This window comes from Hymenobacter sp. BT491 (assembly GCF_014349165.1).
In the GTDB taxonomy this organism is placed as follows: Bacteria; Bacteroidota; Bacteroidia; order Cytophagales; family Hymenobacteraceae; genus Hymenobacter; species Hymenobacter jejuensis.
In genome coordinates this window covers 440,549-462,356 of sequence record NZ_JACSJJ010000001.1, presented here as the reverse complement: position 1 = coordinate 462,356, position 21,808 = coordinate 440,549, and the positions used below count along the sequence as shown (strand labels likewise).

The window sequence follows — 21,808 nt, the reverse complement described above, 5'->3', positions numbered from 1 at the left end:
ACACCCCTGAAAGGCTTCGGGTACTCAGATTCTAAAATTAATCATATCGAAACAAAAAAGGTGACTAACGCCATGTTAGTCACCTTTTTAACTTAAGCAATTAGCTGAAGCTTGATTACCAGATTTTAGCCCGCACGTTTTCGGCGCGCACCATCTTGGCGTCCTGCTTGCAACCGAATGCTTCGTAGAACTCCGGCATGTTTTGCAGCGGACCGTTGGTACGGAACTGCGCCGGCGAGTGCGGATCGGTCAATACCTGCTGACGCAAGTATTCCGGCCGAGAATTTGTGCGCCAGATCTGGGCCCAGGCCAGGAAGAAGCGCTGCTCGGGCGTGAAGCCGTCTACTTTGGTTTTGGGCTTGCCGGCCAGCTGCTTTTGCAAAGCCGTGTAGGCCAGGTTCAACCCGCCGAGGTCGGCCAGGTTTTCACCCATCGTCAGCTTGCCATTTACAAACACCGAATCAACGGGTGAGAAGGCGCTGTATTGGTTGCCCACGAGCGTAGCACGCTGCACAAACTTGTCTGCGTCTTCCTTGGTCCACCAGTCGCGCAGGTTGCCCACCGCATCCGACTGACGGCCTTGGTCGTCGAAACCGTGCGTCATCTCGTGCCCGATTACGGCACCCATACCGCCGTAGTTCACCGCGTCGTCGGCCTTAGGATCGAAGAACGGCGGCTGCATGATGCCAGCCGGGAACACAATCTCGTTCATCGACGGATTGTAATACGCGTTCACTGTCGGCGGCGTCATGCCCCACTCAGTGCGGTCAATTGGCTTGCCGTATTTGTTAATGTTCTGATTATAAGACCATTGACGCGCATTCAGCACGTTTTGCAAATACGAGTCGCGGCTCACGTTGAGCGCCGAATAGTCCTTCCATTTGTCGGGGTAGCCGATCTTCACGGTAAAGGCATTCAGCTTTTTGAGCGCCTCCGCTTTGGTCGCGTCGCTCATCCAGGTGTTCTGCTGAATGTGCTCGGCAAATGAAGCCTTCAGGTTGTTCACCATTTCCATGGCTTTCGCCTTGGCTTCCGGTGTAAACGCCTTATCTACCCAGAGTTGGCCGAAAGCCTCGCCGAGAGCACCGTTCGTCGAAGCCAACATGCGCTTCCAGCGCGGCTGCTGTTGCTTGGCGCCGGTTTGTACTTGTTCTAAGCGGAATTGCTCGTCGCCGTACGCTTTTGGCAGGGCCGAGGCCACAGAGCTCACCAGCTGCCAGCGCAGATACGTTTTCATATCCGCCAGCGGCTCCGATTTCATCATGCCGCTCAGCGTCTTGAAGAACGCAGGCTGCCCCACAATCACTTCTTTGGCTGCGCCCAACTTGTTCTGCGCCAGCATAGTAGGCAGACCAATGTTCGGAAACTCCGTGTTGGCTTGCGCCAATGTCATTTTGTTGTAGTTGGCGTTCGGGTCGCGCAGCTCTACGCGGCTTTTCGAGGCCTCGGCCAGTTTGGTTTCGATGCGCAACACGGCCGCGGCTTTCTTGGCCGCCGTCGCCTCGTTGTCGCCCATGAGCTTGAACGTATTGGTCATGTACGTCACAAACGCATTGCGTACGGTTTTCGAGCGCGCATCATCCTTGAGGTAATAATCGCGGTCGGGCATGCTCAGGCCGCCTTGGTTGAGGTTCACGGCATACACCGTGCTCATCTTGCGGTCGGGCGCCACGCCAGCCCGAAAAAACGGACCGGTGCCGAGCATTTGCTCGTGGGCAATAAGGGTTTGCAGGCCTTTCAAGTCCTTGACGGCATCAATGCGGGCCAGCTCGGGCTTCAGGGGCGCGATGCCCGCTTTCTCGATGGCCATCGAATCCATGGCCGAGGCGTAGAAATCGCCTACTTTTTGTGCGTTGGTACCTTTGGTAGCGCTGCGGTTGGCCGCGGCTTCTTCCAGAATCTGACGGCTAACGGCGTTGTTGCGTTCGGCTAGCTGCTGAAAACTGCCCCAACGAACTTCGGCGGCCGGTATCGGATTGTTTTTCAGCCAGCTACCACTTGCGTAGTGAAAGAAGTCGTCGCAAGGAGAAACGGCCGCATCAATATTTGTTACGTCCAGACCTACGCCTTTTACCATGGGCTCTTCGGCCGGAGCCGCCGTGGCAGAAGCCGTAGTTGCTGGCGCAGTAGTCGTAGCGGCGGTTTTCGACGAGCTGCAACCCGCCAAAGCCAATCCCGCTATGGCCACGGCAGCCAGCGTTAAATTGTTTTTGTTTTTCATGTAAGCTGTGAATTGTGAGGGACTTAAAAATCAGGCGAGAAATATAAGCGATATTATCCTAGTTTGACTTAACATAGTTATGTGCTAAATTCAGAAAATGGCATTTTGCTAGAACCTCCTTATCGCTCTGCCCCTCCGATTCCGTGGCTTTACTTACATAAGCAGGAAAAATGCTTAAGTATGCCGGAATCTTATTTTACATAAAATATTGATTGTTAATTACTTACGGATAAATATTTTATTTTTAAATTATTATTTCTCTGGCAACGCTCTCAGAAAACTTTAGCTGGAAATTAAATACCGAAAAAGCAGGAGCACCACTTTCCACTGGCTCCACATTGATCAATTAGCATTTGTCTATACTCGACTGAAATTTCGCGTGTAGTGTTATAATCCGGCGCATGTGTTGCTGAACCTAAGGAGCGGTTTTTGGTGTTGCAGCCGGGGCTAAATCCGTACCTTGCTTCCCTATGCCGCCGCTGTTTAATCGCCGTTCTGAAATCGGGTTGTCCCCTTCGCTGCCGCCGGCACCGCTGGCCCTTGCCGAATTGCTGGTGCGCGTGCGCCAAACCCTTGCCGACCGCTTTCCGGAATCGTATTGGGTAGTGGCCGAAATTGCGGATCTTACGCTGCCGCGCTTCGACGGCGCCCATTGCTACTTAGTCCTTACTGATCAGCACGTTACGGGGCGCGGCGCGCAGCTCAAGGCGCAGGCACGCGCTACCATCTGGAGCCAGCGCTTTCAGCAGCTCGCTCCGGCGTTTGAGGAGCAAACCGGCCAGTCGTTGCGCCTCGGCCTGAAGGTGATGCTGCGGGTAAAAGTGACTTTTCACGAGCAATACGGCCTGAGTCTCGACGTGCTGGCCATCGACCCGACGTACACGGTGGGCGAACTGGCCCGCCAGCGCCTGCTGACCATTAAAAAGCTGGAAGCCAAAGGGTTGTTGGATCGGCAGAAGGAGCTTTCCCTAGCGTTGGGGCCTCAGCGCTTGGCGGTTATCTCCTCTCCTACTGCGGCTGGTTTTCAGGACTTTGTGCACCAGCTCGGCGAGTCACCCTACGATTTTGCGGTAGCCCTGTTTCCGGCTTCGATGCAGGGCGAAGACTCGCCCGCCAGCATTCGGGCGGCCTTGGATCTGATTCGCCCGCGTCGTCAACAGTTTGATGCTGTGATCATTATCCGGGGCGGCGGCAGCAAAACCGATTTATTGGCTTTCGACGATTACGGCCTAAGCGCCGCCGTAGGCAGCTTTCCGGTGCCGGTGCTCACGGGCATCGGGCACGAACGCGACGAAGCCGTGATCGACTTGGCGGCACATCTTTCTCTCAAAACGCCCACGGCGGTAGCCGCTTTCCTGACCGAACGCTTGGCCCGCCTCGATGCCGTATTTAGCGGCTACGCCGGGCGCATTCGGGAGCTGGCAGCCGCCCAGGTGCAGGACGCCAACGACTACCTTACCCGACTGGCCCGCTACACCCAACAAGCGGCTCAAGGCCAGCTCGATCAGCAGCGCGATGCGTTGCAGCAGCGCATTCGGGCGGCTACGGTGGCACCGCGCGCGCAGCTCAGGCAGCAGTTTCGGCAACTAGTCCGCATTCGGCATGCCCTTCCTCGGGCCGCTGGCCGGGCGCTGGCGGGGCAGCAACGGCGGCTGCGCAAGTTCGGGCGGCTGCTGGAGCAGCGGTTTCGGCGCCTGCATCGGCGGCGGCGCGAGCAGTTGCTGCGGCAGCGCTATCACGTGCAGTTGCTAGCAGAGCGTGTGCTGCACCGCGCCGAGCTGCGTTTGGCGCATGCCACGGCCTATCGGCTGCCGGAAGCGCCCGCTCCCATCGTCCAGCTTTTAAGCTCCGATGGCCAGGCTCTCCCGCTCGAAGCCGCTACGCCGGGCACCGAAGTATTGCTACGCTTGCCGGAAGCCGATTTACAGGCGTGCATCACCGCCCGCCAGCCCAGCCCGGCTCCTGCCCTTCCGCTTTAACTTGATTTGCTTTATGACCAACGATATCACCTACCGCCAAGCCATTGCGGAGCTAGAAACCATTTTGCGCAGCCTCGAAACCGAAACCGTGGACGTTGACGACCTCACGGCGCGCGTGCAGCGCTCGGCTGAACTCATTCGGCTGTGCAAGCAAAAGCTGCGCTCGGCCGAATCCGCCATCGACCGGGTGTTTGAAAACCTGGATGAGGAAGAGGAAAATCTGGAAGAAGAGGAGGAAGAGTTTTCCGACGGTGAAGAAGAAGACGAGGAGGAAGACGAAGACGATACCGACCGGGGTGCGCCGCGCGGCCGGCTGTTTTAGGCGCTGCCAGCCGCCCTTAAGTCGGAATTTGGTTGAGTCACAATATAGTTTAGACTATATTTGAAAATCCAATCCTTTCTGTACTTCCTCCAGTTTCCACTCCTCGTACCTCATGGCATTCGACGGCACCGAAGGCTCCTTCACGCACAAGCAACACGCGGCTTCGCTCACCAAGAAACACCGCACCGACCATCCGGAGAGCATCTCCTCGCAGTTTTTTGGCAAAGAAAAGCTCCTGCACCTGCTCAACCACCCCGACTGCGTTGGCATTCGGATTTATAACTCCAAAAGCGACGAAGGGCAACACGGCTTTGTGGTTGTGGGCGTCAATGCCGAGGAAAAGGATCTGCTGCACCACCCCGAGGGCGCTGAGCGCTCCGTAGCCTTGGCAGCACCAGCAGAAGCAACCAGCCTGATTCTGGTGAACGGCCCCTGCTGCCCACCTAGCTGCGCTACCGAAAATGAGCTAAACGCTTGATTATAAGCATTTTAAGATGCAACCTATTTCTACTGATTGGCTGGTTTCCTTCAGTAAAATATTTTACGTTGTATCGGAGCTTACCGTATTCTTGCCTTTGGTAGTGGCCTTCCGGCCAGGACGCAACTTGGCTCCTGCCTTTGTGCCATTACGATGGTTTTGCGTTGCTAGGCTGGTCTTGTTTGTGCTATCGGAGCTTGCCAAGCGGTTGCTGCATTACAACATTGCCTTGCTGCACCTCGGCACCCTCCTCGATTCGCTGTTGCTGGGCTGGCTTTTCTACAACTTCTTGGCTTCCGCTACGATTCGGTATTGGCTACGGCTGGCAGGCGTGGCGTTTGTGGCATTTGCTTTCGCCGATAGTCTGTTAATCAGCGGATTGTGGCAACGCAACGCATACACGGTAGCGCTGCAAACCATCGGATTGCTGTGCCTGTCGCTGCTGTATTTCGAGCAGATGCTACGCTCGGTGCGACACGTTGAGCCCAAGCAGGATCCTATGTTTTTGGTGAGCGTTGGGGTGGCCCTCTATTATGCGGGCACAGTGGGGTTGTATCTGCTGGAAAACATGCTCATAGCCGCTAAGCTGCTCGATGATATCTGGCTGATGTTCAACGTTAGCTCCGTCCTGACCCTGATTTTGTACGGCTTCCTCAGCAAAGCCTTATTATTGGTACCAAGCTCCGATTCTACCTCCGTTTCAGAGGCTTACTCCCGGTAAGCTATTCGCTGTTTCCTATTCTCTTAATTTCTGCACGCTTTTGCTAAATGCCTACTAATCCGATTGTTACCGCCGGCCAGAAAATCTCGTTGAAAGAGGCTGCCAAATGGACGAAGAAATACCAGAAAGATCATCCGGCCAAGGCCGAAGACGGCACCACGCAGGACGTTACCTGGGCCACGGCTTTTAGCCGGCAATACCTCGAGGATTTTATGGCCCAGTGGGGCGACGAGTGCAAGGGCCTGCGCATTTACCAAGCCACCGAAGACTCCGGAACACGCCGCGTGGTGCTGGTAGCCGTCGATATCAACGGCAACGACATCGTGACGCCGCCGCCCGGTGCCGACCAGACCGACGATTATGTGGTGCTGGATCAGGGCAACCAATGCCCCAACGAATGTGGCGTCAATAGCCCGCTGATGCTGCCTTAATCGCACTTGCTTTACGAAGTGCCTATGGACGCAATGGCGGTTTTCCAGAGATTGATGGTAAGGTCAGCCGAGTGCTTCCCGTTGGTGCCATTCGCCGCCGCCTGGATCAGACGCCGGCACATTCCTTACCGCTTTTTGCCCGTTTATTATTTCGTGGCGACCCTAACGGGCATGTGGTGTCTGAGCACCTTCGGCCGGTATGCGTTGCACAACAACATCTTTGTCTTTCACCTGACCACCGCCGCCGAGGTGCCGTTGCTCGGCTTGGCCTACTATCGGCTTGTGCCGTTGCCGAAGGTGCGCGTGGGCATCGTGATCGGGGTCGTATTGTTCGGGATTGTGGCCTTGCTGGACGCGACCGTGCTAAATGGCTGGATGAAACACCAGAATGTGTATGCCCGCTCGGCGGCAACCTTGGTGCTGCTGTCCTTGGCCTTTGTGCACCTCGACTACCTGAGTAGCCAGCCCGTGGAGCAACTTTCCAACAGCCGGCCGGCACTCCTGCTGAGCATAGCTGTGCTGGTTCTGTATTCGGCTTTGGCGGCTATTCATTTGGCCGTTTACATTGAATACAAGAACCCTGCTTTCTCCTACGAAGAGCACGCACGGCTGGACAATCTTTTCAATCTTCCCTTCCCGTTTATCTACGGCATCTCGATGGGCCTGCTGACCCGGCTGTTTGCATATTTTCCGCTAAACAAGCCGCCGCGCCAAGCCTTGCCCAAGTGGCTGCGGTTTGGCCGGTTTCGACCCAAAGCCCCGATCACGGCCGAGGTCGCTGCGGCCCAGGCGTAAGCCAATGGCCGCCGAATTACCAAACGAAACGGCCGCTTTGTAACTAATTCATCCTCAATTGCTTATATAGTTAAGTTTATCTCGAAGTTTTAGCTGATTCGCCCTTCGCGCTCCTTGCGGGGCCGTTTGTGTATTGGTCTTAACATCCGATCCGGGCCTCAATTTCGGGTGCTTTCGGACGTATTCCTGCGTATCTTATCCACCCATTGCCCGCGACGGCGGCCTTTTCTTTTTCTGCTGCTGTGTATGCCTGACGCGCTGCTTCCTCTTATCCTGATCACGCCGATTCTGCTCCTGCTGGCCTTGGGCATTGTCGGGTTTGTGGTGCGCTACCAGCGGCGGTTGCTCCAGCAGCAAGGCGAGGTGCGCGAAATCCGGGAAGCAGCTCAGCAACAAGCACTTGAAGCGGCCCTGCTGGCTCAGGAAGAAGAGCGCCGCCGCATCGCTGCCGATCTGCACGACGGCGTAGGCACCACGCTTTCCATTGTGAAGCTGCACCTGAGCACCCTCAATCGCCCCGATCTCACGCGCGAGGCCACGGCCCTGCTCGACCAGGCGATTGGGGAAGTACGCCGCATTTCGCGCAACCTGCTGCCGGCCGTGCTGCAAAAATTTGGCCTGCCGTTCGCGCTCGAAGCCCTCGCCCGCACCGTGCCCGAAGACGGCCCCACGCGGGTGCACATCACCCAGAACGGCACGCCCCGCCGCCTCGATCCGCAGCAGGAGCTGACGGTGTACCGGGTGGTGCAGGAGTTGCTCGGCAACGGGCTGCGGCACGCCAAAGCCGCCAACATCGACATCATGATCAACTTTGGCGTCGATTCACTTTCCCTACAATACATCGACAACGGCGTGGGCTTCGACCCCTCGGCCGGCGATGTGCAGCCCAGCCCTGGCTCGCGTACGGGCCTGGGCCTGACGAACCTACGCAGCCGAGTTGCGTTATTACGCGGAACGCTTCGGCACGAGTCGTCGCCGGGACTGGGCAGTCAGGTTTGGATTTCCTTACCGCTTCAGTACCTTGCTGCAAATCAAGAAACTAGCACTATTTCCTCTCTATGACTTCGCCCAGCGTACGCATTGCCGTTGTCGATGACCACATCCTTTTTCGGAAAGGATTGCACGCGCTGGTCAGCGGATTTCCCAGTATGGAGGTCATTTTTGAGGCGGGCGACGGCGAAGAACTACTCGCACACCTCGACCACGGCAAAGTGCCGGACGTAATTCTGATGGATTTGCAGATGCCCAACCTCGACGGACTGCAAACTACACGCTTGCTGCGCTCGCAGTTTCCGCACGTGCGCGTTATCATTATTTCCATGCACGACGAGCCGGAACTCATTGAAAGCCTGCGGGCCGAAGGCGCCCACGGCTACCTGCTCAAGAATGCCGACCCCGAGGAAGTGCACGCCGCCATCCTGACGGTCATTCGCAAAGCTGAAGCGCACGCCGCCATACCAGCATTATAGAGCCAAATAATTGATTATCAATTATTTATGCACCCAATGAAATGACTTTCATTGGGTTTTTGCTTTAGAGGCCGTTTGCTGCGGCAGGCTACATCAGCTCTATGCTGGGGTCCCAGAACAGGCGCTTGAATTCCTGAACCTCGTCGTTTTCGACGCGCACACCTTCTTCTTCGAGAGCTTCCTGCATGGCGGTGGGCGTGGCGAAGTGGTGCCGACCCGTGAGCAAGCCGTTGCGGTTCACAACGCGGTGCGCGGGCACCGCGTGCAGTCCCAGCGCCGGATTGGAGGCAATCATGGCCCAGCCCACCATGCGCGCGCCGTGGCGGGCGCCGAGGTAATGCGCAATGGCGCCGTACGTGGTCACGCGACCGGGCGGCACCAGGCGCACTACTTCGTGCACATCCTCAAAAAAATTGCGCTGCTTTTCGGTCGGTTCTTTGGGAGTTTTCATGGGGGCAAGTTAGCAGGCCAATAAGGCCGGCAAAAAAGTCAAAACCCGGCCTTTTGGAAAAGGCCGGGCCGTTTAAAATGCTCCGGCAAAGAAAAAAGGCTGCAACCTGCGGGCTTTTTTTGTGTCTTACGATCTTTGTTGACATCCTAACCAACTCCAACCGAACCCTTAAGGCAGCCCTGTCGTTGTGGAACCTTGACTACCTGTGATTTAGGTAGCTTGATGAATTGGGAAGCCCGCCCTAGATCGTACATGCAGACGAAAGAACAAGAACCAGAAGTTGCCGAAACGCGCCCCGCCGGACGCCGAGTGTTGTGGATTGTGCTTGCCCTGGCCCTGATCGGGGCGCTGGCATTTGTCAAGATCCACTACTTCCCTACCCCAACTGCTGGCAAAGGCGGAAAAGGTGGCGGCGGCAAAGGGGCAGCCGGTGGGCCGGGCGCCGCTAAGGGTGGCAAAGGCGGCGGCGGCGGCGCACGCACTCCGGTAAAAGTGTACGTGGTGCAGCCTACTTCGCTGGCCAACGAGGTTTCGTCGACAGGCACTGTGCTGGCCGACGAGTCGGTGGTGGTGCAAAGCGAGATCGCGGGCAAAATCACCAGCCTCAACATTGAGGAAGGCAAACCGGTCCGGAAAGGCCAGTTGCTGTTCACTATCAACGCCGCCGACATTCAGGCGCAGCTCAACAAAGTACGCTACAACATCAAGCTCTTCCGCGACCAGGAGCAACGGCAGCGCACCTTGCTGGAAAAAGAATACATCAGCCGCCAGGAATACGAACAGTCTAATAATCAACTACTTACCGCGCAGGCCGATTTACAGGCCTTGCAAGCCAACCTGGCCAAAACCTACGTTCGGGCTCCATTCGATGGCATCTTGGGCTTGCGTAACGTGTCGGTGGGGGCTTATGTATCGCCGGGTACGTCTATCACTACCATTTCGCGGGTGAAGCCCGTCAAGATTGATTTTGCCGTGCCCAGCCGGTTTGCCAACGCCGTGCGCGTCGGTGACCCGGTGGTGGTGACCGACGAAGGCACTACCAAAAAATACCAAGCCAAAGTATACGCCGTCAATCCGCAGATCGACCCGGTGTCGCGGACGCTGACCACGCGGGCCGTTTACCCGAATACCAACTCGGAACTGCGGCCCGGCGCGTTTGTAAAAATCAACCTGCAACTCGGCGAAACGGCTGACGCTCTGCAGATTCCGACCGAAGCCGTCATTCCGGAAGCCAGCGGATATTCGGTATTCAAGATCAAAGGTGGCAAAGCCATCAGCCAGAAAGTGAGAATCGGCATCCGCTCCGACAAGGTGATCCAGATCACCGATGGCTTGGCCGTGGGCGACAGCATTGTGCGCACCGGCATCCTACAGGTTAAACCTGGCGACCGCGTAGCCATCCAAAAGTAAATATTCCTTGGCGCTACGGCCGCCCTGCTTCATTCGCAACTTTCTAATTATTAGATAGTTTGCAGATGTAGCAAGCCGAAGTACCCGAGACCGATTTGTTGAGCTTTCTAACCGCCCTTAGTATATGAGTCTTTCATCCGTTAGCATTGGCCGGCCGGTGCTATCCATCGTGATGAGCTTGCTCATCGTTATCTTTGGTATCATCGGCTTCCGCTATCTCAGTATCCGGGAATACCCCAGCGTCGATCCGCCAATTATCACTGTATCAACTAGTTATACTGGCGCTTCGGCCGACGTAATTCAGTCCCAGATCACGGAGCCGCTGGAAGAAGGCATCAACGGCATCGCGGGCATTCGCAACCTGACGTCGGTCAGCCGCGACGGCCGCTCGCAAATCACCGTCGAATTTGACCTTGACACCGACCTTGAAGCGGCCGCCAACGACGTGCGCGACAAGGTATCGGGCGCGCAGGGCCGCCTCCCCCGCGACGTAGATCCGCCCACCGTTAGCAAGGCCAACGCCGACTCCCAACCCATTGTGCTGACGTACCTTAGCAGCGATTCGCGCAGCTTGCTGGAATTGACCGACTACGCCAACAACGTCCTGAAAGAGCGCCTCCAGACCATTCCGGGGGTGAGCGAAATTCGGATATGGGGCGAGCGCAAATACTCGATGCGCCTGTGGCTTGATCCGGTAAAAATGGCCGCGCTGGGCATTTCGCCAGTGGACGTACAGACCTCCCTGACCCGCGAAAACGTAGAACTGCCGAGCGGGGCCGTACAAGGCCAAAACACCCAGCTCACGTTGCGCACAATGGGTCGCCTCTCGACAGTGGAGGACTTTAATAACCTGATTTTGCGCAACGACCCGACTTCGCTGGTTCGCCTCAGCGACGTGGGGTACGCTGAACTCTATCCCGAAAACGACCAGACGGCCCTGCGCCGCAACGGTGTGCCAATGATTGGCATCAACGCGATTCCGCAGCCAGGCTCCAACCAGATCGACATTGCCAACGAGTTCAACAGGCGCGTCAAGCAGTATCAAGCCGACTTACCCAAAGACCTTAAACTCAGTACCGGCTTCGACAACTCGGTGTTCATTCGCGCTTCCATTGCCGAGGTAGAAGACACTATTATTGAGGCCTTTGTGCTAGTGGTCGTCGTGATTTTCCTGTTCCTGCGTGACTGGCGCTCCACGATTATTCCGGTGGTAGCCATTCCGGTGTCGCTGATCGGGATTTTCTTCATCATGTACCTGCTTGATTTCTCCATCAACGTACTTACCCTGTTGGCTATCGTGTTGGCTATCAGCTTGGTAGTGGACGATGCCATTGTAGTACTGGAGAACATCTATTCACGCATTGAAGAAGGCGACGACCCGCGCGAAGCCGCCCTGAAAGGTTCAGCAGAGATCTTGATGGCCGTTGTTTCGACGACCATCGTGCTGGCGGCCGTGTTTCTGCCGGTTATTTTCCTGGAAGGCATCACGGGCCGTTTGTTCCGCGAGTTTGGTATCGTGCTGGCCGGTTCGGTGCTGATTTCAGCCTTCGTGTCGCTGACCCTGACGCCCATGATGTGCTCGCAGATTTTGAAGCGCCAAGAGAAGCACAATTGGTTTTACCGCAAAACGGAGCCGTTTTTCGAGAAGATCACTACCGGTTATCAGCACAGTTTAGAGACGTTTTTACGGAACCGCTGGATGGCCTGGGGCATTGTAGCCCTGACGGGCGTGGGCATCTGGTTTTTTATGGGTGCGCTGCCCTCTGAGTTGGCTCCTATCGAAGACCGGAACCGCATCAACGTATCGGCGACGGGGCCGGAAGGCGCCTCGTTTGAGTACATGAACGACTACATGGCCGAGCTCACCAAACTGGTGGCCGACACCGTTGGCGATGATGTGGATAACATCTTGACTGTGACGGCCCCCGGTGGCGGTGGCGGTGCTGGCGTCGTCAATTCGGGCATTGCCCGCATACTACTGAAAGATGCTTCTGAACGCACGCGCAGCCAGCAGCAGATTGCCGATGCCCTCACCAACGGCGTGAAGCAGTTGACCGGCGGCCGCACCTCCGTGTCGCAAGACCAAAGCATTGGCAACAGCGGTGGCGGCTTGCCAGTGCAGTTTGTGCTTCAGAACCAGGACTTTGAAAAACTGCGCGAAGCGGTACCGAAGTTTCTGGAGGCCGCCCGCCAAGATCCCACGTTTAGCTTTGTCGATGTCAACCTGAAGTTTACCAAACCCGAACTGCGCGTGGTGATCGACCGCGAAAAGGCACAGACGCTGGGCATTTCGGTGCAGGACATCTCGCAGACGTTGCAAGCCGGCCTTAGTGGTTCGCGCTACGGCTACTTTATCAAAGACAGCAAACAGTACCAGATCATTGGCCAAGTGGCGCGCGAAGACCGCAACCAGCCCTTAGACGTACGCACGCTCTCGGTGAAAAACCGTGCCGGCCAGCTTGTGCAGCTCGACAACGTAATCCGGTTGGAAGAACAGAGCACACCACCCCAACTCTACCGCTTCAACCGCTACAACTCAGCCACAATTTCGGCGGCACTTAGCCCCAACAAAACGATGGGCGACGGCATTGCGGCCATGCGCGCTATTGCCAGCAAGGACCTCGACGATTCGTTTTCAACGGCGCTTTCCGGTGCTTCCCGTGACTTCGAGGAAAGCTCCTCATCCCTGTTATTTGCCTTTGGCTTGGCTCTGGTGCTGATTTACCTGATTCTGGCGGCACAGTTCGAGAGCTTCCGCGACCCTGGCATCATCATGATTACGGTGCCCCTGGCGTTGTCGGGCGCGTTGCTGAGCTTATGGTATTTCAACCAAACGGTCAACCTGTTCTCCGAAATCGGCATCATCATGCTCGTGGGTCTGGTGACGAAAAACGGTATCCTGATCGTGGAATTTGCTAACCAGCGCGTGGAACACGGCGCCGACTACATGACCGGCCTCGTGGAAGGCGCTACGGCCCGCTTCCGCCCCATCTTGATGACGAGCTTGTGCGCCGTGCTAGGCATTCTGCCGATTGCCGTGGCGACGGGCGCAGGCGCCCTTAGCCGCCGTGCGATGGGCATTGGCGTTGTGGGCGGCTTGCTGTTTGCCACCGGCCTTACGCTATACGTGGTGCCGGTAATGTACTCGTACTTTGCTACGGCCAAAAAGCACAGCAAGAAGAAGCCCGAGGCAGAGCCCCGCGAAGCAGTAGCTGCCTAAGTTGCTTATTTATAAGTATTTAATTATCAATTACTTACGTTTCCCGCCCGCGTTTTTGCGTTTAGAATGAAGTTGAACACCCGCTACCTCTTTTTGCTGTTGTTGCTCGCGCCGTTGGTGGGGCGGGCCCAGCAACAAAATCAACTAGCAAAACCCCAAACGGTGCCGCAGGGACCGCCTCTTTCGTTGCAGGAAGCCATCCGCATTGGGTTGGAAAACAACTTCGGCATCCAGCTGGCCCGCCGCGACGAAGAAATTGCCAGCAACAACGTGACGCGCGGCAACGCCGGCCAGTTGCCCTCGGTAAACGGTAATTTTTCGCGCACCTTCAACATCAACAACACCCGGCAGCAACGCGAGCAGCAGAAGGCGGTGGTCATCAACGGTGGCAAGGCCAACGCGCTGAATGCCAACGTGGGCGTCAACTGGACCATCTTCGACGGGTTTGGCATGTTCATCGCCTACGACCGGCTGCGGACGCTGGAAAACGGCCAGCGCCAGATCACCCGCGCGACCATGGAAGAAACCGTGGAATCCATTTCCAACGCGTACTTCGCCGTGGTGCGCGAATCGGGCAAAATCAAGTCCCTGGAACAAGCGCTGGCCATCGGTCAGCAACGCATTGACCTGACGCAGGCGCAGGTAGATGTGGGCGTGAGCGCCAAGGTGGAAGTTCTGACGGCGCGCGTCGATTTTAACGCCGACCGCTCGTTGCTCATTCAGCAACAGGAAGCGCTGAAAACGGCCAAAGTCAACCTCAACAACTTGCTCAGCCGCGGTCCGCAACTCGATTTCAGTCCCTCCGACTCGATTGTGGTCACGCGCGATCTCGATCGGGAAGCCATCAACCAAGGAATTGTAGCGCGCAACCCGCGTTTGCAGCAGGCCCGCTTCGGCGTAGATGTGGCTCAGTTCGACCGCAAGTTGGTGCGGGCTTCGCGCTATCCGCAGGTCGATCTGACGGGGGGCTATGGTCTTACGCGCAACATCAACAACGCCTTCCTGATCAATACGGCCCAAGGCAGCGTGCTGGGCTCTAATACCAACCGCGTTTTTGGTCCTAACTACGGCGTGGTGGCTTCCGTGCCCATTTTCGACGGGTTCAACCGCAACCGGCTGGAGCAGAACGCCCGCGTAGCCGAAGAACAAAGCCGCATTCAGTTGGATCAGACGCGGCTCAACTTAGAATCGCAGGCTGAGCAAGCCTATGCGCAATACCAAAACCGACTACAACTACTTGAATTAGAAGAAGATAACATTACCCTTGCCCGCCAAAACGTAGCCATTGCCCTGGAGCGCTACCGCCTCGGCTTACTGACGCCTCTTGAGCTCCGCGAAGCCCAGCGCAACCGCATCGACGCCGAAACCCGGTTGCTCGACATTCGCTACCAAGCCAAGGAAGCCGAAACCGTGCTGCGCCGCCTCAGCGGCAGCTTGGTGCAGGAAGGCGGCGGCCAGTAAAGGCAGCTACGTTACAAAGTAAAAAGGCCGCTCATGCAATATGAGCGGCCTTTTTACTTTGTAAATGTTTAGTTATCAACAAGTTATTAACTTATCCACTATCGCTTTCTGAAGCATTTTAGGGAGTTGATTTCGCGGGGCTTTCGTTAGGCACCAGCGTTAGTTGGCGTAGTTGCTTCAGGGCTTCGCGGGTTTCGGCCTGGGTTTTGGCTTTCTTCTCGTCTTCGTTGACGGGCTGGCGCGACATATCGCCAAAAAACTGCACGATGTCCTGCTGCTGAGGCCGGCTTATGCCCTCAAACTTTTTGTCGGCCAGTTTGCGCAGCCACTCGCCGTAGGTTTCGTCGGCCAAGCCATATTCGCCAGCTTTGGTGGTGTGGCCCGTGTCGAAATCGTAGTTGGGCAGAGGCTTGGCCGAAGCGGTAGTATTTGCCTTTTCGCGCTCCAAGATCTGGCAGTAGTCGGCCATGACATCGGCGAAACTCTTTTTGAAGTACGCTTCGGCCTTCGGAGTAGGCAGGCGGAAAGCAAAGGGCTTGAGCGGCCCGATTTTGGGCAAAATGCCAATGAATTTCGAGGCCAGCCGCGCGCCAAAACCCGGCTTTTCGTACTTCACGCCGTACTCACGCCGAAACTTACGCTCGCTCTGCCGATACACGTAATCACGACGGCGGGCCTGCGGATCGAGCTTGCGAATATTCTTCCGCTCCGCGTGCCAGGCTGCCCGGGCCGCCGTCGGGATCAGTTGCTGCACCGCAAAGCGGAAGCTGCCAATGGAAACATCGACGTTGAGCACCACCTGCCCCAGTTCCAGCCCGTACGTTTTCTGAAAAGCCCGCTCCAACACCGGCTTACTCACTTGAAAACCAATGAAATCGTGGTAATTATCGGAGCGATACCGGCCGGCGGCCAGTTGCACCACGTCGAAAGCAAACTCGAGTTGGGTGTGCTGCTTGGGCGCTTCGAAGTACGTAATGACATCGCCGTACTTGGCCGCCAGCTCCGGATACACCGAAGGCATGGCCCGGTTGGTGCCTTCCGAATGCCCCTTGATGTCGGCCACGTAATGCGCCATCGCGCCCAGCGCAAACGCGTATTCGTTGCGGTCTTGGGCTTCGTCGAGCAGATTGCGGACAAAGTCGCCGCTGCGCACGTAATGCGTCAGGTTTGTAAATAGCTTAGAGCCAAATGGATAGAAGCCCATGTCCTGGATAATGGAGCCGCCGTAGGCGTAGGATTTGGCTTCTTTCCACTGCTCCGGAGTGGCACCGGGGTAGCGTTGGGTCAACAACGGCACCAAGCAGCGCCGCCAGCACGAATCGACGTTGGCCTGATGGGTCAGGACGGAATAGCCAGCAGCCGATGACGGGAGAAAACAGAGAGCTACGAAGCTCAGGAAAAGCCATTTCAGCATGAAAAAAAGAGTTGCCTGCTCCGATTTTGGCACCGAACCCAAGCGGTAGGCTCTACGCAGAAGCCCAACAGTGGTTGTGGCAACGAATAGGATGATATGCCGATGGAAATGTGGCTGTTAAGCAGATTTCACCATTCCAATATAAGACATTAATAGTCAGAATGTTATGAATAACTTTATTCTCGTAGCTTGTAACTTAGCGCTGTCGAAGCATCCCCCAGCAACGTTTCTGCGAGTGGCAACGCAACCGCATGGCCAGACCAGAAATAGAGTATCACAACCGTTTCCGGAAACGATTGTGATACTCTATTTGGCTTATCTACAGCTCGTAGCAGCTTGGCCCTCAGACTATTTCCTTACTTAGCATCCACTTCGCCCAGACTTGCCGATTGCGAGCCCGGAGATGAAAGACCAAGCCAGACGCTATAATGACGATGAAATATTGGCTGATTCTGCTTTTCGCCGGGATACATACCGTGGGGGTAGCGCAAAAAATTGCAACACTGGAAGTTAATCTGGCGCAACCTGCCAACGGATTAAGCATCCCGGTCACGACGAGCTTGGACGCCATTACGTTTCTACCCGATTCGGTTTTGCAGCTGGTAGAGGTACAGGGCAGCCAACGGACGCCGATTGCTTACCAGATTGAGAGTGGGAACGCACGGTTCATCCATTGGATTATTGAAACCGCAAATGCCAAGTCTGCAAAGCACACTTACGAACTGGTAAAAGGGACCGGCAAAAAAGCCCCGGCCAGCATCAACGTAAAAGATGAAAAAGGCGCGCTGACCATTCAGGCGGGCACTAAAAACCTGCTGCGGTATAATTACAAAACCGTGTATCCGCCCGCGGGCATCGATACGGCCTACAAGCGCAGCGGCTTTATTCATCCCCTCTGGACGCCGCATGGGCAGGAACTGACCCGTATTCAGGCGCCGGATCACTACCACCATTACGGCATCTGGAACCCGTGGACGCACGTGTTATTTGAAAAAGACACGGTTGATTTCTGGAATATCCGCGACCGCAAAGGCACGGTGCGCTTTGCCAATACGGTGGCTACTACCAGCGGGCCGGTGTTCAGCGAATACGAGGTGTTGCAGAAACACGTGGCTTTCAAAAAAGGAGGCGGCGAAAAAGTCGCCCTGAACGAGCTGCAATCGGTGCGCGTGTATCAGCCTACAAACCAGGACTATTACATTGCTGACGTGACCATCAACATGAATTGCGCTAGCCCCAGCCCGGTGTTGCTGCTGGCGTATCGGTATGGTGGGTTTGGCTGGCGCACCACCGAAAAATGGAACAAAGACAACAGCGAAGTGCTCACCTCCGAAGGCAAAACCCGCAAGGAAGCCGACGGCTCGACGGCCCGCTGGTGCATCGTGCAGGGCCAGCTCGACAACGATTACGGCGGCTTGGTAATGATGTCATACCCAACCAATTACAACTACCCCGAGCCGTTGCGCATCTGGCCCGAAACGATGAACGGCCGCGGCGACATGTTCGCGAATTTTTCGCCCACCAAGAACAAAAACTGGCTGCTCAATCCGGGCCAGACTTACACGCTCAAGTACCGGTTGATCGTGTACAACGGGCATTTTACGAAAGAAAAAGCCGAGAGCGGCTGGCAGTATTTCGGCCACGCGCCCAAAGTCACGGTGAAGCTTAAGTAAGGATTTTCTTCTGGCCATTTTAACCCACAAAGCGCATGAGCGAAGAAAAAACACCTCAGGTTTCCAGGCGGAATTTTCTGGAAACTTCGGCCAAAGCAGCCGTGGCGACCATTGCGTTTGGCGGCTTCCCGACGATAGTGCCGGCCAGCGTTTTTGGGAAAAACGCGCCCAGCAACCGCATCAACATCGGCGCTATTGGCACCGGACGGATTTCGCGCGGCCACGACATGCCCGGCGTCTGGCAGTACGACCAGGCCCAGATCATGGCCGTTTGCGACCTGGATACCAAGCGCGCCGAAGACGCCAAAATGTTGGTCAACGACTATTACTCCAAGAAAAACGGCAAGCCGTTCGATGGGGTGAAGGTTTACCACGATTACCAAGCCTTATTGCAGAACAAAGACGTGGACGCCGTGCTGATCAGCACGCCCGACCACTGGCATGCGCTCATCGGAATGGCGGCGGTGAAGGCGGGCAAGGATGTGTACTGCCAAAAGCCGACTTCCCTGACCATTGCGGAAGGCCGGGCGCTGAGCGACGCGGTGAAAAAAACCGGCCGCATTTTCCAGATCGGCAGCCAGCAGCGCTCGACCAGCCAGTTTCGCTACGCCGCTGAATTGGTGCGCAACGGGCGCATCGGCAAGCTCAAAACCGTGTACATCGGCTTGCCCGGCGACCCTTCCGGCGACGAAGAGCCGCCCATGCCGGTGCCCAAAAACCTAAACTACGATATGTGGCTGGGCTCGACGCCGGAGGTGTATTACACCGAAAAGCGCGTGCACCCGCAGCAGGGCTACGACCGCCCCGGCTGGTTGCGCTGCGAGCAGTTTGGCGCCGGCATGATCACGGGGTGGGGCTCCCACCACGTCGATTGCGCGCACTGGGCCATGGACACCGAGCACACCGGCCCGATAGAGGTGTGGGGCACCGCCGAATTTCCCAAAAAAGGCCTCTGGAACGTGCACGGACCCTTCAAGACCGAGGGATTGTATGCCAACGGCGTACACATGATCATCAGCGACAGCTTCCCAAACGGCATTAAGTTCGAAGGAACCGACGGCTGGATCTTCGTGTCGCGCGGCGACGCCAAGGCCACGGCCAGCGACCCGGCCAGCATTCAGGCAGCCAAAGCCCTGGACGCCAGCGATCCGAAGCTCATCCAATCGGTGATTGGGCCGAACGAAATACACCTCTACGAGAGCAAAGAGCACCACGGCAACTGGCTGGAGTGCATCAAATCGCGCAAGCCGCCGATTGCGCCCGTAGAGGTTGGGCATCGCTCCTGCTCTACCTGCCTGATTCACCACATCGTGATGAAGCTGCAACGCAAAGTGTACTGGGACCCTGCCAAAGAACGCTTCAAGAATGATGACGAGGCCAACGGCATGCTTTCGCGTCCTCAGCGCAAGCCTTATACCATGATTGGCTAATTAATTAATTGTCAAGCATTTACCACAGAACCCAAATCAGGTAACTGGATTGCGGTTTACCAGACCCTTAGTTCGAGAAAATGAAGACTATTCGCCTTGCCCTGCCCTTCATTTTTCTGACTACCCTCTCCTGCTTGGGGCAAACTACCAACAAACCGAGTGCCGCCGTGCGATTGGTAACGCTTGATCCGGGGCATTTTCATGCGGCCTTGGTGCAAAAGTCCATGTACCCAACCGTCGACCCGACGGTGCACGTGTATGCCGCGGCCGGCCCCGACGTGCAACTGCATCTGGATAGGATTACGGCGTACAACACCCGCGCCGACAACCCCACGCACTGGCAAGAGCAGGTGTACACCGGCCCCGATTTCTTTCAGAAAATGCTGGCCGAGAAAGCGGGCAACGTGGTGGTTATTGCGGGCAACAATCAAAAGAAAACCGAGTACATCGCTGAGTCGCTAAAAGCTGGCTTTAACGTGCTGGCCGACAAGCCGATGGCAATCAACAGCCAGGAGTTCAGAACGCTGGAAAGCGCCTTTGCGACCGCTCGCCAACGCAACTTGCTGCTCTACGACATCATGACGGAGCGGTTTGAGATCACCACTGTGCTGCAAAAGGCGCTTTCTCAACTGCCGCAGGTGTTTGGCACCCTGGAAAAAGGCACGCCTGACAACCCGGCTGTCGTAAAGGAGAGCGTGCACTACTTTTATAAGTACGTGTCAGGCAACGTGTTAACGCGGCCACCGTGGTTTATGGATGTCCGGCAGGAAGGCGAAGGCATTGTGGATGTGACCACGCACCTCGTGGACTTGGTACAGTGGGAATGCTTTCCGGAAAAGGCCTTGGATTATAAAAAAGATATCCAGGTGCTTTCGGCCAAGCGTTGGCCTACCGACATGAGCCTCAGTCAGTTCAAGACCATTACCCAGCTCCCGGCCTTTCCGGCTTACTTAAAACCAGACCTCGCCAACGACAGCCTGCTGAAAGTATACAGCAACGGCTCGATTGTGTACCGGCTGTTGGGCGTGCACGCCAAGGTTTCGGCCATCTGGGCGTACAAAGCGCCCGAAGGAGCCGGCGACACGCATTATTCGATGCTGCGGGGCACCAAAGCCAATCTGGTGGTTCGGCAGGGCGCCGCGCAGCATTACCAAACGGCCCTGTATGTGGAGCCGCGCACAAACAATGCGGCGTACGAAAAGACCCTGCGAGACGCACTCCAGCCGATTCAGGTAAAATACCCCGGCGTGGCACTGAAAAAATCGGATAAGGGCTGGGAGGTGCTCATCCCCGACAGCTACCGCGAAGGCCACGAATCGCATTTTGCCCGCGTCACCCAGCAGTTTCTGGAGTACCTTCAGCAGCGGAACATGCCCCAATGGGAAGTGCCCAACATGCTCGCCAAATACTACACCACCACCAAAGGGCTGGAAATGGCTTTGCAAAGCCCTAATAAGTAACTATTTGATAATTAGATACTTACTTAACAACCACTCAAATCTTCCCTCTGCTTTTTCTTCCTTCTCACTACCTGAGTTTACCCACCTGCTTTATGAAAATGACATTGCTGGCCCTTGGCGCCTTGGTTACTGCTGGTTTCGTGCAAACCGATGACTTGCCCTCGGCAGTGTATAGCCCTACTAATCAAGCGGTAAAGAAGGACGGCGGGCGCGAAAGCCGGCAACTGGCCAAAGGCAGTACGCTAGACTTGGCAGAGCTGACCATTCATACCTCCACGCTCGGGCCGGGGCAAATGAACCACCCGCTGCAAGGCTACAACGATGCGGAAGAGCTCGTGATCGTGAAGGAGGGCACCCTGACGGCAACCGTGAAAGACTCGACTAAGGCGCTGGGCCCCGGCGGCCTCGCGCTCATTGTGGCCGGCGACAAACAAAGCTTTCGCAATGCCACCAAGGTACCGGCAACGTATTACGTGCTGAAATTCAAGGCGAAAGACCCCGTGGACGTGCAGCGTGGCCAGGCTGGAGGCGGCTCTTTTCTGAAGGACTGGAGCCAGTTTAAGATGACCAAAACCGACAAGGGCGAAACCCGCCCCGTGTTCGATCGGCCCTCGTCGGTATTCAAACGGTTTGACGTGCACGCAACGGTACTCAACCCCGGCAAAGCCAGCCATCCACCGCACACGCACCGCGCCGAAGAAATTATTCTGATGACCAAAGGCAACGGCGAAATGCTGATCGGCGACAAATCACACAAAGCCACGACGGGGGACGTGATCTTGCTGCGGTCCAACGTGCCGCATGCCTTTACCAACACGGGCAGCACGCCGTGCGGCTATTTTGCCATTCAGTGGCACAGCAACGCCGAGTAAT

General features: G+C 56.3%; 18 protein-coding genes. 15 read left to right on the top strand and 3 right to left on the bottom strand.

Annotated features, from left to right (window positions below; translation table 11 throughout):
* Positions 1-115 precede the first annotated feature (115 nt).
* Positions 116-2,221 carry a M13 family metallopeptidase gene (locus H9I52_RS02000; RefSeq protein ID WP_187452433.1) on the bottom strand — a complete coding sequence of 702 codons (2,106 nt, stop codon included), beginning with the start codon at positions 2,219-2,221 and terminating at the stop codon, positions 116-118.
* 470 nt (positions 2,222-2,691) lie between these two features.
* On the opposite strand from H9I52_RS02000, the gene xseA reads away from it, so the two are divergent.
* The 8 genes from xseA (at position 2,692) to H9I52_RS01960 (ending at position 8,416) form a co-directional block, all read left to right on the top strand.
* Positions 2,692-4,200, top strand: a complete 1,509-nt coding sequence (gene xseA / locus H9I52_RS01995; RefSeq protein WP_187452432.1) for an exodeoxyribonuclease VII large subunit — start codon at positions 2,692-2,694, stop codon at positions 4,198-4,200.
* A gap of 13 nt (positions 4,201-4,213) precedes the next feature.
* The gene (xseB, locus tag H9I52_RS01990) at positions 4,214-4,522 is read left to right on the top strand and encodes an exodeoxyribonuclease VII small subunit (protein ID WP_139514299.1); all 309 of its coding nucleotides are present in this window, start codon (positions 4,214-4,216) and stop codon (positions 4,520-4,522) included.
* Between the two features lie 112 nt (positions 4,523-4,634).
* On the top strand, positions 4,635-5,000 hold the full coding sequence (locus H9I52_RS01985; RefSeq protein ID WP_139514300.1) for a hypothetical protein: 366 nt from the start codon (positions 4,635-4,637) through the stop codon (positions 4,998-5,000).
* A gap of 16 nt (positions 5,001-5,016) precedes the next feature.
* The gene (locus tag H9I52_RS01980) at positions 5,017-5,721 is read left to right on the top strand and encodes a hypothetical protein (protein ID WP_187452431.1); all 705 of its coding nucleotides are present in this window, start codon (positions 5,017-5,019) and stop codon (positions 5,719-5,721) included.
* A 47-nt stretch (positions 5,722-5,768) separates the two neighbouring features.
* Positions 5,769-6,152 carry a hypothetical protein gene (locus H9I52_RS01975; protein WP_139514304.1) on the top strand — a complete coding sequence of 128 codons (384 nt, stop codon included), beginning with the start codon at positions 5,769-5,771 and terminating at the stop codon, positions 6,150-6,152.
* A gap of 54 nt (positions 6,153-6,206) precedes the next feature.
* Positions 6,207-6,947 carry a hypothetical protein gene (locus tag H9I52_RS01970; protein ID WP_187452430.1) on the top strand — a complete coding sequence of 247 codons (741 nt, stop codon included), beginning with the start codon at positions 6,207-6,209 and terminating at the stop codon, positions 6,945-6,947.
* A gap of 246 nt (positions 6,948-7,193) precedes the next feature.
* The gene (locus H9I52_RS01965) at positions 7,194-8,009 is read left to right on the top strand and encodes a sensor histidine kinase (protein WP_187452429.1); all 816 of its coding nucleotides are present in this window, start codon (positions 7,194-7,196) and stop codon (positions 8,007-8,009) included.
* A complete protein-coding gene (locus H9I52_RS01960) occupies positions 8,006-8,416 on the top strand; it encodes a response regulator transcription factor (protein WP_187452428.1) in 411 nt (136 codons plus the stop codon). The genes H9I52_RS01965 and H9I52_RS01960 overlap by 4 nt, the downstream gene beginning before the upstream one ends.
* 88 nt (positions 8,417-8,504) lie before the next feature.
* Here the strand turns inward: H9I52_RS01960 and H9I52_RS01955 are convergent, their stop codons facing one another.
* A complete protein-coding gene (locus H9I52_RS01955; RefSeq protein ID WP_139514311.1) occupies positions 8,505-8,867 on the bottom strand; it encodes an MGMT family protein in 363 nt (120 codons plus the stop codon).
* A 252-nt stretch (positions 8,868-9,119) separates the two neighbouring features.
* Here H9I52_RS01955 and H9I52_RS01950 point away from each other — a divergent pair, with 252 nt between their 5' ends.
* The 3 genes from H9I52_RS01950 (at position 9,120) to H9I52_RS01940 (ending at position 14,958) form a co-directional block, all read left to right on the top strand.
* On the top strand, positions 9,120-10,277 hold the full coding sequence (locus H9I52_RS01950) for an efflux RND transporter periplasmic adaptor subunit (RefSeq protein ID WP_187452427.1): 1,158 nt from the start codon (positions 9,120-9,122) through the stop codon (positions 10,275-10,277).
* Between the two features lie 124 nt (positions 10,278-10,401).
* Positions 10,402-13,497, top strand: a complete 3,096-nt coding sequence (locus H9I52_RS01945) for an efflux RND transporter permease subunit (RefSeq protein WP_187452426.1) — start codon at positions 10,402-10,404, stop codon at positions 13,495-13,497.
* A 66-nt stretch (positions 13,498-13,563) separates the two neighbouring features.
* Positions 13,564-14,958, top strand: a complete 1,395-nt coding sequence (locus H9I52_RS01940; RefSeq protein WP_139514317.1) for a TolC family protein — start codon at positions 13,564-13,566, stop codon at positions 14,956-14,958.
* Between the two features lie 118 nt (positions 14,959-15,076).
* Here the strand turns inward: H9I52_RS01940 and H9I52_RS01935 are convergent, their stop codons facing one another.
* Positions 15,077-16,372, bottom strand: a complete 1,296-nt coding sequence (locus H9I52_RS01935) for a zinc dependent phospholipase C family protein (protein WP_187452425.1) — start codon at positions 16,370-16,372, stop codon at positions 15,077-15,079.
* A 428-nt stretch (positions 16,373-16,800) separates the two neighbouring features.
* Here H9I52_RS01935 and H9I52_RS01930 point away from each other — a divergent pair, with 428 nt between their 5' ends.
* The 4 genes from H9I52_RS01930 (at position 16,801) to H9I52_RS01915 (ending at position 21,807) form a co-directional block, all read left to right on the top strand.
* Positions 16,801-18,045, top strand: coding sequence for a PmoA family protein (locus tag H9I52_RS01930; RefSeq protein ID WP_187452424.1), 1,245 nt, complete (start codon positions 16,801-16,803; stop codon positions 18,043-18,045).
* Positions 18,046-18,080: 35 nt separating this feature from the next.
* Positions 18,081-19,475 carry a Gfo/Idh/MocA family protein gene (locus H9I52_RS01925; RefSeq protein WP_187452423.1) on the top strand — a complete coding sequence of 465 codons (1,395 nt, stop codon included), beginning with the start codon at positions 18,081-18,083 and terminating at the stop codon, positions 19,473-19,475.
* A gap of 80 nt (positions 19,476-19,555) precedes the next feature.
* Complete coding sequence (locus H9I52_RS01920; RefSeq protein WP_187452422.1) at positions 19,556-20,935, top strand: putative oxidoreductase C-terminal domain-containing protein; 1,380 nt, start codon at positions 19,556-19,558, stop codon at positions 20,933-20,935.
* A 92-nt stretch (positions 20,936-21,027) separates the two neighbouring features.
* The gene (locus H9I52_RS01915) at positions 21,028-21,807 is read left to right on the top strand and encodes a cupin domain-containing protein (RefSeq protein ID WP_187452421.1); all 780 of its coding nucleotides are present in this window, start codon (positions 21,028-21,030) and stop codon (positions 21,805-21,807) included.
* Position 21,808: the final 1 nt, after the last annotated feature.

Coding starts and splice junctions, on each gene's coding strand:
- H9I52_RS01945 (WP_187452426.1), top strand. CDS start 10,402: ATGAGTCTTTCATCCGTTAGCATTGGCCGGCCGGTGCTATCCATCGTG.
- H9I52_RS01985 (WP_139514300.1), top strand. CDS start 4,635: ATGGCATTCGACGGCACCGAAGGCTCCTTCACGCACAAGCAACACGCG.
- H9I52_RS01965 (WP_187452429.1), top strand. CDS start 7,194: ATGCCTGACGCGCTGCTTCCTCTTATCCTGATCACGCCGATTCTGCTC.
- H9I52_RS01970 (WP_187452430.1), top strand. CDS start 6,207: ATGGTAAGGTCAGCCGAGTGCTTCCCGTTGGTGCCATTCGCCGCCGCC.
- H9I52_RS01925 (WP_187452423.1), top strand. CDS start 18,081: ATGAGCGAAGAAAAAACACCTCAGGTTTCCAGGCGGAATTTTCTGGAA.
- H9I52_RS01935 (WP_187452425.1), bottom strand. CDS start 16,372: ATGCTGAAATGGCTTTTCCTGAGCTTCGTAGCTCTCTGTTTTCTCCCG.
- xseB (WP_139514299.1), top strand. CDS start 4,214: ATGACCAACGATATCACCTACCGCCAAGCCATTGCGGAGCTAGAAACC.
- H9I52_RS01960 (WP_187452428.1), top strand. CDS start 8,006: ATGACTTCGCCCAGCGTACGCATTGCCGTTGTCGATGACCACATCCTT.
- xseA (WP_187452432.1), top strand. CDS start 2,692: ATGCCGCCGCTGTTTAATCGCCGTTCTGAAATCGGGTTGTCCCCTTCG.
- H9I52_RS01955 (WP_139514311.1), bottom strand. CDS start 8,867: ATGAAAACTCCCAAAGAACCGACCGAAAAGCAGCGCAATTTTTTTGAG.
- H9I52_RS01930 (WP_187452424.1), top strand. CDS start 16,801: ATGACGATGAAATATTGGCTGATTCTGCTTTTCGCCGGGATACATACC.
- H9I52_RS01975 (WP_139514304.1), top strand. CDS start 5,769: ATGCCTACTAATCCGATTGTTACCGCCGGCCAGAAAATCTCGTTGAAA.
- H9I52_RS01940 (WP_139514317.1), top strand. CDS start 13,564: ATGAAGTTGAACACCCGCTACCTCTTTTTGCTGTTGTTGCTCGCGCCG.
- H9I52_RS01950 (WP_187452427.1), top strand. CDS start 9,120: ATGCAGACGAAAGAACAAGAACCAGAAGTTGCCGAAACGCGCCCCGCC.
- H9I52_RS02000 (WP_187452433.1), bottom strand. CDS start 2,221: ATGAAAAACAAAAACAATTTAACGCTGGCTGCCGTGGCCATAGCGGGA.
- H9I52_RS01980 (WP_187452431.1), top strand. CDS start 5,017: ATGCAACCTATTTCTACTGATTGGCTGGTTTCCTTCAGTAAAATATTT.
- H9I52_RS01920 (WP_187452422.1), top strand. CDS start 19,556: ATGAAGACTATTCGCCTTGCCCTGCCCTTCATTTTTCTGACTACCCTC.
- H9I52_RS01915 (WP_187452421.1), top strand. CDS start 21,028: ATGAAAATGACATTGCTGGCCCTTGGCGCCTTGGTTACTGCTGGTTTC.